This window comes from Streptomyces sp. BK79 (assembly GCF_044142145.1).
Classification (GTDB): domain Bacteria; phylum Actinomycetota; class Actinomycetes; order Streptomycetales; family Streptomycetaceae; genus Streptomyces.
The window spans coordinates 77,631-87,955 of the sequence record NZ_JBHVOC010000032.1; the positions used below are offsets into that span (position 1 = coordinate 77,631).

Here is a 10,325-nt window from a genome sequence, read left to right on the forward strand (position 1 = left end):
CAGCCGTGTACGCGGAACGGGCGTCCCGGCTGACCGGCGCGGTGGTGTGGACCAACACCCCGGTCACGCCCGGCCAGGGGCGCGTCCTGCCCGACGGCTGCATGGACCTGCTCTGGCACGACGGCCGGCTGCTGGTCGCCGGGCCCGACACCCGCGCCCACGTCACCGAGGGCGCCCGGGGACCCTGGGCGGGCGTCCGCTTCCGCCCCGGCACCGCCCCGGCCCTCCTCGGCGTCCCCGCCCACGAACTGCGCGACCGGCGCGTCGAGCTGGCCGACCTCTGGCCGGCCGCCCGGGTCCGGCGCCTGACCTCGCGTGTGAACGCGGCCCCCGACCCGGCGAGCGGCCTGGAGGCGGCGGCACTGTCCGAGGCGGCCGGTGCCGAGCCGCCCGACCCCCTGGCGGCACGGATCGTGGCCGCCCTCGACGCGGGCCGCCCGGTCGCCGGGACGGCCGACGGACTCGGCCTGAGCGCCCGCCAGTTGCACCGCCGCTCCCTCGCCGCCTTCGGTTACGGCCCCAAGACGCTGGCCCGCGTCCTGCGGCTCCAGCGCGCCCTCGCGCTCGCCCGCGCCGGCACGCCCCTCGCCGAGACGGCCGCCCGGTCCGGCTACGCGGACCAGGCCCACCTCGCGCGCGACGTGCGGGCGTTGACGGGCCTGCCGCCCGGCGAACTACTCGCCGGGCGCGGGAGCGGCTAGCGGCGCGAACAGGTCGACGCCGTGGCCGTCCGGGTCGCCCACGACGGCGTACCGCTGCCCCCACACGGCGTCCCAGGGCTTGAGTTCGCCGTGGCAGCCGGCGCCGGTCAGCTCCGCGTACAGGGCGTCCACCTCCGCCGGCGTGTCGCAGAGCAGGGCGAGCGAGTGCCGTCCGCCGCCGGTCGGCGGCTGCCAGCCGGGGTGGAAGGAGCGGACGGTCTCCTCGGTGTCGAGCAGCAGCCGGATCCCGCCCGGCAGTTCGGCCTCGGCGTGCGGCTGGTCCTCGGCGCCCTCGGGGAACGCGAAACCGAGCCGGCGGTAGAAGGTGACGGACGCGGCCATGTCGGAGACGACGAGGCCGATGGCGTTGAATCGTGCGGTCATGCGGCCACCGTAGGCAGGGGGGCCGGGAGCCGTCTTGAAGGAAACGGACACGCGGAGCCGCCGTGCCCAGGGAGTGCGCGGGAAACCGCCCGGCCGGGGAACACCTGTGCGGCAGGATGGGCGCATGAGTCCTCGTGTGCGCGTCCTGCCGCTGCTGCTGGCACCCCTGCTGCTCACCGCGTGCGGCACCGAGCCGGCCAGGGACCCGGTGGCCTCCGCCGCCTCGGCCGCCGCCGCGTCCGCCCGGGCCGAGGAGGATTTCCTCACGCCGAACGAACTGGAGAACAGGGCGAAGGCGATGGGGACGGACCCCGCACTCGTGTACGTCATGCGGCTGCCCGAGTACACCCTGGCCCGGCAGTCCGTCGGCGTGCTCGGCGACGACGGCTTCTCCGCCACCTGGGTGGCCGAACCGCCCGCCATGATCCGCCTCTCCGTCGAGCGGGGCTCGATGACCGAGGACACCTGCCGCGACCAGCCGGTGGGCGACATGAGCGGTGAACGGACCACGTGCGAGCCGGACGCCGGGATGTGGTACCGCACGGGAGGCGGCCGGCACGAGTACGCCCTCCCGAAGAACGGGTACGTGGTGCGGCTGTCCGCCGAGACGGCCCCCGTGACCCGCGCGGTGCTGCGCGCCGCCGCCGGCTCCGTCCACCGCCCCGACGCCGCCGAGGCGGCCGCCACCCTGCCTTCGCCGCGCCCCGCCACCACGCCCGTACAGCGCGGCGACCTGCCCCCCAACGGTGACGGCGCACCCGACAACAGTGTCGACATCGAGGGCTGACCGCCCGTGCGCGAGAAGGGAACCCGCCATGCCCCGGCTCCTCGTGTACACCCGCACCACCGACTACCGGCACGACTCGATCCCGGCCGGGATCGCGGCCCTGCGCGCCCTCGGGGACTTCACGGTGGACGCCACCGAGGACCCCGCCGCGCTCGAACGGCCCCTCGACCCGTACGCCGCCGTCGTCTTCCTCTCCACCAGCGGCGAGGTGCTCACCCCGGCCGGGCGCGCGCGGCTGGCGGCGTACGTCGAGGGCGGCGGCGGCTTCGCCGGCGTGCACGCGGCGGCCTGCACCGAGTACGACTGGCCGTACTACGGCGAGTTGCTCGGCGCCCGCTTCGACCGCCACCCCGCTCCCCAGCCGGGTCGGGTCATCGTCGAGGACGGCGACCACCCGGCGACCCGGGACCTGCCGCCCGTCTGGGAGTTCACGGACGAGTGGTACGACTTCCGCACCAACCCGCGCGGCACGGTCCGCGTCCTCGCCCGCGTCGACGAGTCCTCCTACGAGGGTGGCGGCATGGGCGCGGACCACCCCGTGGTCTGGTGCCGCGACCAGGGCGCGGGCCGCGTCTTCTACACCGCCCTCGGCCACGCCGCCGAGACCTGGACCGACCCCCGCTTCCTCGCTCACCTGCGCGGCGGCATCGGCTGGGCGGCCCGCACAGTCTGACCGCCCGTGCCGCCCGGCCCGCCTAGGCGGGCATCGCCCCGCTCTGGGCCGCCTTGCGGTGGCGTGCGCTCAGGCGGGAGCCGGACTCGCGGCGGGCCGCGCGGCGCAGCAGGGGGACCGCGAGGAGGAAGCCGAGGACGGCCCACGCGGTCAGGACCAGGGCGACCATGGGCAGTTCCCAGGAGCCGGCCGGTTCGGCGGCCCGCGCCGCGTCCGGGAGCAGCGCCGAACGCAGCCCCTGCGCCATCCACTTGAGCGGGAAGACGGAGGCCGCCTGCTGGACCGGCACGGGCAGCGTGGTGATCGGGAACACCGTGCCGGACATGATCAGCAGCGCCATCACGGGCAGCATGATCAGCGCCAGTGCCTCGCGCGGGTTGGGCAGCACGGCACCGATGGCCGCGCCCAGCGGTACGACGGCGAGCAGACCGAGGGTGGTGACCCACGCCAGCGTCAGCCAGCCGGCCACCCCGTGCGGCACGGGCCCGTCCACCAGTACGGCCCCCGCCAGCAGGAGCAGCGCCAGCGTGCCGACCGCCGTGGCGACCACCAGCACGCACTTGGCGATCAGGTAGGCCGGGATCCCTCCCGGGGTGGCGCGCAGCCGTAGCAGGGCGCCCTCCTCCCGCTCGGTCACGAGGATCTGCGGGAGGTTGACCAGCCCGACCTGGAACAGCAGGTAGGCGGCGAACCCGGCCAGCGCCAGGTGGGCCATCGGGGTCTGGGTGCCGGGCACGTCCTCACCGATGAAGGCGGCCACGGCCAGCGCGACGGCCACGTTGGTCAGATGGCCGGACAGCTCCTTCGGATTGCGCAGGAGCTGGCGCAGCTCGATCCCGCCGCGCTGGAACCCGGCCCGCCGGTAACCGTTCTTGTGCGGAGCGCTCATGCGGCCCGTGCCTCCCCGTCCTCGGTCCCGTCGGTGCCGTCGGCCGCCCGGTGCACCATGTGCAGATAGGTGTCCTCCAGGGTCGGGCGGCGGACCTCCAGGCCGGGGATCGGCCCGTCCGCGTCCCGGTGCAGCTCCCAGACCAGCCGTGAGGGGTCCTCCGTGCGTTCGCGGCGGGGCGTCCCGTCGCCGGCCGTCCAGCGGACCTCGGCCTGGGCGGCGGCCCGCCGGGCCAGTTCCGCCGGGGTGCCGCTGGCGCGGATCCGGCCGCCGACCAGCATCGCGATCCGGTCGGCGAGCCGTTCGGCCTCCACCAGGTCGTGGGTGGTGAGCAGGACGGTGACGCCCTCGTCGCGGGCCAGCCGTTCGACCAGGAGGTGGAACTCGTGCCGCGCCTCGGGGTCGAAGCCGGTGGTCGGCTCGTCCAGGAAGAGCAGTTCGGGGCGCCCGACGATGCCGAGGGCGACGTCCAGCCGCCGGCGCTGGCCGCCCGACAGCCGGTTCACCTGCTGCCCGGCCTGGCCGGTGAGACCGACCAGCGCCAGCAGCTCGGCCGGGTCGCGCGGGTCGGGGTAGTACGCCGCGAAGTGCGTGAGCAGTTCGGCGACCCGCCAGCGGGGGTGGTCGCGCCAGGACTGCAGTACCAGCCCGATACGGCCGCGCCAGGCGTCGTCGCCGCGCTCCGGGTCGGTGCCGAGGACGTGGACGTCGCCGCCGGAGCGCCGCCGGAAGCCCTCCAGGATCTCGACCGTGGTGGTCTTCCCGGCGCCGTTGGGCCCGAGCAGGGCGAAGACCTCGCCGCGCTGGATGTCGAGGTCTATGCCGCGCAGCACGTCGACGTCGCCGTACGTCATCGTCACGTCGCGGGCCTCGACGACGACGCCGGGGGAGTGGGGCGAGGTCATCGCGCGGCCTCCGTGGGGAGCGGTCGTTGCGCCGGGCCGGGGGCCGCCGTCGGGTCGGCGCCCTCGACGATCGCCCGGAGCGCCGCCACGTGCCCTTCGAAGGCGCCGCGCCCGCGCTCCGTCAGCCGCACCTTCGTGCGCCGTTTCCGGCCGCCGCCCTCCTTGCGCAGTTCGAGGTAGCCGGCCTCCTCCAGGGTGTGCAGCTGCTTGGAGAGGGCGGAGTCGCTGAGCGAGAGGCTGTCGCGGACGAAGCCGAAGTCGGCCCATTCGGTGGCGGCGAGCAGGGCGACCACCGACAGCCGGGTGGCGGGATGGATCAACTCGTCGAATCCGGCGGGAGTGCTCACCGGCCCGCCCCCTCGATCACCGGACGCGGGTCCCGGCCGCGCAGCGAGCCGGTCGACCACCGGCTCACCGGCCCGGTGACCAGCACGAACGCGGCTGCCGAGACCGTCGCCTGGATCAGGGCGCCCGTCATCGGCTCCAGCGACTCGACCAGACGGCCGGACAGCAGGATCGTCGCCCCGGTCACCACCGCGCCCGTGACGAGGCCCGCGAGCATCCGCCAGTCGCAGCGGGAGTGGTGCAGCCGCACCCGGCTCCCGCGGTCGAAGGCCCGGGCGAGGGTGCCGAGGACCACGAGGTACCCGGCGAGGGCCAGCCAGACGCCCCACCGGGGAGGCTCCAGGCCAAGGCCGGCCAGGAAGACCCACATGATCGCGGCCGTCGCCCACCTCGCGCGGGGGCCGCCGGAGGCCGACCGCTCGACCTCGTCGTACACACGCTCCTGCGGCACCCGGATGCGCTGCAGGTCCCTCCATGCCTGTTCGGCATCGACCGGTGTGCTCACGGCCACCGCCTCCCTGTACGTGTAGCCCCGTTCTACTTTCCGCTCGGGAAAGTTACCGTCTACTTTCCCGGCAGGCAAGTAACGCGGGGTCGGGGCGGCGCCGTGCTCGCGCGCTCCACCAGGCGGGTGGAGAGTTCCGTGCGGGTGCTCTCCGGGCGGTGGCCGTCCATCATCCGCAGCAGCAGACGCAGGGCCGTCGCCGCCATCTCGGCGAAGGGCTGGCGGACCGTGGTCAGCGCCGGGGCGGCCCAGCGCGCCTCGGGCAGGTCGTCGAAGCCGACCACGCTCATGTCGTCCGGGACCGTCAGCCCCCGCCCGGCCAGCGCCTCGTAGACGCCGAGCGCCATGGCGTCGGAGCAGACGAACACCGCCGTCGGCGGATCCGGCAGGTCCAGCAGCTCCCGCGTACGGCGGCGGGCGTCCTCCCGGTCGAAACCGGCGTGGCGGACGTACTCGGGGCGCTCCGGCACGCCCGCCGAGGCCAGGGCCGAGCGGTAGCCGGCGACCCGCGCGTCGTCGCACAGCCCGCCCCGCCGCTCGGCGACGACGGCGATCCGTTCGTGCCCGAGGCGCAGCAGGTGCTCGGTGGCCGTCACCCCGCCCTGCCAGTTCGCCGCGCCCACCGACACCGCGCCCGGCGGCGGATCCACCGCCGGGTCGATCAGCACGAAGGGGATGCGGTGCTGTTCCAGCACGGCGTACTGGGCGGCGGTCGGCTCGGCCAGATCGAAGAGCACCCCGGACGAGCCGCGCAGGACCAGCCGGTCCAGCCGTCCGCGCTCCGGCCGCGACGACTCCGAGGGCCCCGGAGTCCCCGGAGTCCCCGGCGTTCCCGGTCCGCCCGCCCCCGCCGAGACCACCAGGTCCAGCCCCGCGTCGTACGCCGCCTCCTCCACCCCGCGCAGCACCGCGCCCGACCGGGAACTGTCCAGGGAGTGCACGACGAGGTCGACCAGCCGGGGTGCCCGCGCGAGGTCGAAGCGAGGGCGGCGCACGTAACCGAGCCGGTCCAGTGCCTCCACGACCCGGCGACGGGTCTCGGGTGCCACGTCCTCGCGCCCGTTGACCACCTTGGAGGCGGTCGGAACCGACACCCCGGCCTCTCGGGCCACCACCGCCAGCGTCGGCCCGGCCGTGCGCGCGCTCGCCGTACGGACCATCGGGCAACCGCCTCTCCGGCCCGTCCGGGGCCCGGGATAGAAAGCGCTTCCTATCCTAGGTAACGCCGTGCCCCGGCGGGAAGACCGGGGAAGCGGGCGCCGGGCGGGCGGCCGGTCAGTGCTCGAAGGAGGCGACGGTGTCCATCCCCGCGTGCCGCAGGGTGCGGTGGACGGTCCCACGCGCCCCGCGCACGGTGACGGCGACGGGTTCCGGGACCCGGGTGACCGTGCGCAGCAGCGCGTAGGCGCACGCCAGGTCGATGTGGTCCAGGTGGCTCATGTCCAGCGTCCAGACGGTCGGTTCCCGCAGGCGGTGGTCGAGGAGCAGTTCCTCCAGCACGCGCAGCGCCGGAGCGTCAAGGCTGCCGGAGAACACGAGCACCGCGTGCCGCGCGTCGGCCTCGGCGATCCTCACGGGCTCGGTCGTCGGCGTGGGGCGGCGAGGGTCGACGGTCACGACGGCCTCCTCAGCAACGCGGTGTGGGCGGACGTGTCCTCCATTGTCCCCCACCGGCGCCGCGAGCGAAGGCCCGGAATAGCCGCGGGCGCCCCGGCGCTTTGACATGAGCGGTACGACGGTGCACCGAAGGGCTGGTGAGCGCGTGATGGCAGGCCGGACGAATCCCGTGGTCCGTACGCCCCACGGGGCCGTACGCGGCAGGTACGAGCACGACGTCGCCGTCTTCCGCGGCATCCCCTACGCGGCGCCTCCCTTCGGCCCGCGCCGGTTCCGCCCGCCCGTGCCCCCCGAGCCCTGGGACGGCGTCCGCGAGGCGGCCGTCTTCGGCCCGACGGCCCCCAAACCCCCGTACTCCGAGGCGTTCGCCCAGTACCTCTCCGACCCCGCGATCCCCGGCGACGACTGCCTCAACCTCAACGTCTGGACCCCCGCCCCCGACCCCGGCGCCCGCCTGCCCGTCCTCGTCTGGCTCCACGGCGGCGCCCTGACCAGGGGATCTTCCGCCGTCCCCGTCTACGACGGCCGCACCTTCGCCCGTGACGGCGTGGTCTGCGTCTCGATCAACTACCGGCTGGGCATCGAGGGCTACGGACTGTTCCCGGACGCCCCCGCCAACGCCGGCCTGCGCGACCAGATCGCCGCCCTGGAGTGGGTGCGGGACGCGATCACGGCCTTCGGCGGCGACCCCGACCGGGTCACCCTCGCCGGGCAGTCCGCCGGCGCCATCAGCACCGGCGCGCTTCTCGCCGCACCCGGGGCGCGGGGCCTGTTCCGGCGGGCCGTGCTCCAGAGCGGCGCACCCGAGGCCGCCGACCGCGACAAGGTACGGCGCATGGTCCGCCGCATCGCCGCCCGCCTCAGGGTCCCCGCCACCGCCGAGGCCTTCGCCGCCGCCGACCGGGGGGAGCTGCTGCGCGCCCAGGCCGAGGTGGGCCGGTTGAGCAGCCCCGTGCTCGGCGGGCCCGCGTTCGGGATCGTCGTCGACGGGGACGTGGTCCCGGCCGACCCCCTGGAGGCGCTGGTCGACGGTGACGCGGCGCGCGGCGTCGACCTGATGATGGGCTGGACCCGCGACGAGTACCGGCTCTGGCTGGTCCCCGGCGGCCTCCTCGAACGCGTCGACCGCCTCGGCGCGGTCGCCCTGGCCGGGGCCCGCGCCCGCTGCCGCTGCGGCACCGAGGTCGTCCGCGGCTACCGCGCCCTGCGCCCCGGCACCGGCGCCGCCGAGACCGTCGGCCAGCTCGTCACCGACCACCTGCTCCGCGTCCCGCTGCACCGGGTCGCCGACGCGCGGCCGGGCTCCTCGTACGTCTACGAGTTCGCCTGGCCGTCCGGCCGGCCCGGCCTCGGCTCCTGCCACGCCCTGGAACTGGGGTTCGTCTTCGACTCCGGGGACGCGCCGGACTCACGCAAGCTCGCGGGCGACGGCGCTCCGCGCGAGCTGGCCGACGCGATGCACGGGGCGTGGGTGCGGTTCGTTCAGTCCGGAGACCCCGGGTGGGAGGCGTGGGACGCCACGCATCCCGTGCGGGTCTTCGGGGACGGCGCCCCGTACACGGCGTACGGTCCGCGCGACACCGAGTACGACCTGTGGAAGGCCGACGTCACCATGCGAGGAATGCGGTCCAGGCGGCTGGTGCGACGGTGACGGTGTCTCCGACGGTGGTCTTGGAGTCGCGGATGTGGATGGCGGTGGGGGCGGTGGCGACTTCGACGCAGGCGCCGCCCTCGCTGCCGCTGTAGCTCGACTTGCGCCACTCGTAGGCGACTTCGATGCAGTTGCCGCCGTCGCTGCCGCTGTAGCTCGACTTGAACCACCGAAGTGCGGTGCTGCTCATTGGTCTCCTAGCAGACGGTCCAGCAGGTCCCTCGTGTCTTCGGGGTTGAGGGCCTGTGACCGCAGCATCGCACACCGCTGAGTGAGGATCGCTACCTCGTCGGGGTTGGCGATCAGTTGGCTGCCGCGCTGGGTCTCCGTGTATGCGAGCCGCTGATGTTCAGGAGTCTCCAGGAGGACGAAGGGGCCGTCCAGAGCCGCGTGAGCCGTCCGCCCAAGAGGCAGGATCTGCAAGGTGAGATTGGGAAGTTCGGAGTGCTCTCGAAGATGCCTCAGTTGGTCGAAGTACACCTGGTCACCGCCCAAGCGGTCACGCAGCACTGCCTCCCAGATGACGAAGCAGGCCATCGGCGGCTCTTGACGATGGAAGATCGCCTGACGTTCCGTTCGAGTCGACACGTGCCCCTCGGTCTCGGCCTCGCTGAGCTTGGGGACACGGCTGTGGAACACCGCACGCGCGTAGGCGCTCGTCTGCAACAGCCCCGGGAGCACCTGGTTCTCGTACGACGAGATGGCGATGGCCTCCCGCTCCCGGTCCAGGAACTCCTCCGCCCACAGCGGGACCAGGTCCACCTCCGGCATCTTGCTCAAGGCGATCGACAACGCACCCTTGGTCTGGAGGAGTTCGTCGAGTTGCTCGGCGAGGTCCGGTTTCAGGGGACGCCTGCCCTGTTCGATCGAGGCGATCTGCTGCTCGCCGATGACGAACCGCTCGCCCAGTGACCTCTGGGTGTGCCCGGCGGACTGGCGGTAGAGGGCGAGGAGCGCCCCCACCATCTTCATCGCGGAGGCGTTCCTCCGTGTCGTCGTGCCCATGCGGTCGAACTCCCCACCCGCGCGCGTACGTTCACCCTCGCGCACCCGTACAGACCGGCTGTACGGCCGTGCGCACTGTCTCATCATGACCACGGAGCGTGACCCTCGTCACGTGAACAAGGAAACTCAACCCCCGTCTCCGTGTGAGCGCTTCTACCGCCGTGACCGCCGGTCCGTCCCCGCCGCACGGGCGTTCGCACGGGAGGTGCTTGCCGAGTGGGGAGTGCGTGAGCGTGTGGACGACGTCGTGCTGTGCGTCAGCGAACTGGCGACCAACGCCCTGGTGCACGGTGTGCCGCCCGGCAGGGGCTTCCTGCTGCGCCTGTCGCACTGCGGGGACGGCGTACGGGTCGAGGTGCACGACAGCGGGGACGGTGTTCCTGCCGTGCCGCTGGAGCGCGCGGAGCCCGCGGAGGGCGGGCGTGGGCTGCTGCTCGTGTCGGAACTGGCGGACAAGTGGGGCGTGGAAGAACGGGTCCCCGGCAAGATCGTGTGGTGCGAGGTGGGTGTCGCCCGGGGTGGGGGAGGAGTGGCCGTGGGGGCCGCCCGCTTCCTTGGCAGTGTCGTGCTTCCGCGACCCGAGTAAAGGGCGCTGCGCGTCGCCTTCGGCGATCGGCCTGCGGCCGACCCTTGACTCGGCTCGCTCCAGCACGGGTGAGAAGCGAGCGGGCGGCCGGAGGAACGCGGGGGCCGAGGTGCGCCGGTCCCTCGCGCCCGCTGCCCGGTCACCCGGAGTGGGGGCGCGTCGGCGTCTCGCAAGCACGCCGGGCCGTCTCGGCGGCTTGCGGCCGGTGGCGGGGGAGCCCGGCCGGTGGCTGGGGGGACCCTTCTCGAAAAGCGTGTACACATAGGGCCGAAGTGTT

At 74.2% G+C, this 10,325-nt stretch carries 14 protein-coding genes; 5 read left to right on the top strand and 9 right to left on the bottom strand.

Annotated features, from left to right (window positions below; translation table 11 throughout):
* Positions 1-5: 5 nt before the first annotated feature.
* Positions 6-701 (top strand): helix-turn-helix domain-containing protein, encoded by a 696-nt coding sequence (locus ACFIF2_RS32240; protein WP_395576820.1) that lies wholly within the window; start codon positions 6-8, stop codon positions 699-701.
* Here the strand turns inward: ACFIF2_RS32240 and ACFIF2_RS32245 are convergent.
* Positions 675-1,085: a VOC family protein gene (locus tag ACFIF2_RS32245; protein WP_395576821.1), complete on the bottom strand. Its 411-nt coding sequence runs from the start codon at positions 1,083-1,085 to the stop codon at positions 675-677. The two genes, ACFIF2_RS32240 and ACFIF2_RS32245, sit on opposite strands and share 27 nt — an antisense overlap.
* Before the next feature lie 124 nt (positions 1,086-1,209).
* Here ACFIF2_RS32245 and ACFIF2_RS32250 point away from each other — a divergent pair, with 124 nt between their 5' ends.
* A complete protein-coding gene (locus ACFIF2_RS32250) occupies positions 1,210-1,872 on the top strand; it encodes a hypothetical protein (protein ID WP_395576822.1) in 663 nt (220 codons plus the stop codon).
* Between the two features lie 28 nt (positions 1,873-1,900).
* Positions 1,901-2,545, top strand: a complete 645-nt coding sequence (locus ACFIF2_RS32255) for a ThuA domain-containing protein (protein WP_395576823.1) — start codon at positions 1,901-1,903, stop codon at positions 2,543-2,545.
* Between the two features lie 22 nt (positions 2,546-2,567).
* Here ACFIF2_RS32255 and ACFIF2_RS32260 read toward each other — a convergent pair whose 3' ends face one another.
* The 6 genes from ACFIF2_RS32260 to ACFIF2_RS32285 all read right to left on the bottom strand — a co-directional run bounded on the left by ACFIF2_RS32260 (position 2,568) and on the right by ACFIF2_RS32285 (position 6,806).
* Positions 2,568-3,434: an ABC transporter permease gene (locus ACFIF2_RS32260; RefSeq protein WP_395576824.1), complete on the bottom strand. Its 867-nt coding sequence runs from the start codon at positions 3,432-3,434 to the stop codon at positions 2,568-2,570.
* Entirely contained in the window at positions 3,431-4,339 is a 909-nt protein-coding gene (locus ACFIF2_RS32265) for an ABC transporter ATP-binding protein (RefSeq protein WP_395576825.1), read from the bottom strand. The genes ACFIF2_RS32260 and ACFIF2_RS32265 overlap by 4 nt, the downstream gene beginning before the upstream one ends.
* The gene (locus ACFIF2_RS32270; RefSeq protein WP_395576826.1) at positions 4,336-4,686 is read right to left on the bottom strand and encodes a transcriptional regulator; all 351 of its coding nucleotides are present in this window, start codon (positions 4,684-4,686) and stop codon (positions 4,336-4,338) included. The genes ACFIF2_RS32265 and ACFIF2_RS32270 overlap by 4 nt, the downstream gene beginning before the upstream one ends.
* Entirely contained in the window at positions 4,683-5,189 is a 507-nt protein-coding gene (locus tag ACFIF2_RS32275; RefSeq protein WP_395576827.1) for a hypothetical protein, read from the bottom strand. Before ACFIF2_RS32275 ends, ACFIF2_RS32270 begins: the two co-directional genes overlap by 4 nt.
* Positions 5,190-5,248: 59 nt before the next feature.
* Positions 5,249-6,349: a LacI family DNA-binding transcriptional regulator gene (locus ACFIF2_RS32280; RefSeq protein ID WP_395576828.1), complete on the bottom strand. Its 1,101-nt coding sequence runs from the start codon at positions 6,347-6,349 to the stop codon at positions 5,249-5,251.
* A gap of 115 nt (positions 6,350-6,464) precedes the next feature.
* Complete coding sequence (locus ACFIF2_RS32285) at positions 6,465-6,806, bottom strand: STAS domain-containing protein (protein ID WP_395576829.1); 342 nt, start codon at positions 6,804-6,806, stop codon at positions 6,465-6,467.
* 145 nt (positions 6,807-6,951) lie between these two features.
* Between ACFIF2_RS32285 and ACFIF2_RS32290 the strand changes: the two genes are divergently transcribed.
* Positions 6,952-8,457: a carboxylesterase/lipase family protein gene (locus ACFIF2_RS32290; RefSeq protein WP_395576830.1), complete on the top strand. Its 1,506-nt coding sequence runs from the start codon at positions 6,952-6,954 to the stop codon at positions 8,455-8,457.
* Here the strand turns inward: ACFIF2_RS32290 and ACFIF2_RS32295 are convergent.
* Together ACFIF2_RS32295 and ACFIF2_RS32300 are read right to left on the bottom strand one after the other, a co-directional pair.
* Positions 8,414-8,647, bottom strand: a complete 234-nt coding sequence (locus ACFIF2_RS32295) for a DUF397 domain-containing protein (protein ID WP_395576831.1) — start codon at positions 8,645-8,647, stop codon at positions 8,414-8,416. The genes ACFIF2_RS32290 and ACFIF2_RS32295 overlap by 44 nt on opposite strands.
* Positions 8,644-9,462 carry a helix-turn-helix domain-containing protein gene (locus tag ACFIF2_RS32300; protein ID WP_395576832.1) on the bottom strand — a complete coding sequence of 273 codons (819 nt, stop codon included), beginning with the start codon at positions 9,460-9,462 and terminating at the stop codon, positions 8,644-8,646. The genes ACFIF2_RS32295 and ACFIF2_RS32300 overlap by 4 nt, the downstream gene beginning before the upstream one ends.
* Positions 9,463-9,547: 85 nt before the next feature.
* On the opposite strand from ACFIF2_RS32300, the gene ACFIF2_RS32305 reads away from it, so the two are divergent.
* Positions 9,548-10,048: an ATP-binding protein gene (locus ACFIF2_RS32305; RefSeq protein ID WP_395576833.1), complete on the top strand. Its 501-nt coding sequence runs from the start codon at positions 9,548-9,550 to the stop codon at positions 10,046-10,048.
* Positions 10,049-10,325 lie beyond the last annotated feature (277 nt).

What these genes read in the sequence shown, in the direction of transcription:
- ACFIF2_RS32245 (WP_395576821.1), bottom strand. Translation starts at nt 1,085, where the DNA reads ATGACCGCACGATTCAACGCCATCGGCCTCGTCGTCTCCGACATGGCC.
- ACFIF2_RS32250 (WP_395576822.1), top strand. Translation starts at nt 1,210, where the DNA reads ATGAGTCCTCGTGTGCGCGTCCTGCCGCTGCTGCTGGCACCCCTGCTG.
- ACFIF2_RS32255 (WP_395576823.1), top strand. Translation starts at nt 1,901, where the DNA reads ATGCCCCGGCTCCTCGTGTACACCCGCACCACCGACTACCGGCACGAC.
- ACFIF2_RS32260 (WP_395576824.1), bottom strand. Translation starts at nt 3,434, where the DNA reads ATGAGCGCTCCGCACAAGAACGGTTACCGGCGGGCCGGGTTCCAGCGC.
- ACFIF2_RS32265 (WP_395576825.1), bottom strand. Translation starts at nt 4,339, where the DNA reads ATGACCTCGCCCCACTCCCCCGGCGTCGTCGTCGAGGCCCGCGACGTG.
- ACFIF2_RS32280 (WP_395576828.1), bottom strand. Translation starts at nt 6,349, where the DNA reads ATGGTCCGTACGGCGAGCGCGCGCACGGCCGGGCCGACGCTGGCGGTG.
- ACFIF2_RS32295 (WP_395576831.1), bottom strand. Translation starts at nt 8,647, where the DNA reads ATGAGCAGCACCGCACTTCGGTGGTTCAAGTCGAGCTACAGCGGCAGC.
- ACFIF2_RS32300 (WP_395576832.1), bottom strand. Translation starts at nt 9,462, where the DNA reads ATGGGCACGACGACACGGAGGAACGCCTCCGCGATGAAGATGGTGGGG.
- ACFIF2_RS32305 (WP_395576833.1), top strand. Translation starts at nt 9,548, where the DNA reads ATGACCACGGAGCGTGACCCTCGTCACGTGAACAAGGAAACTCAACCC.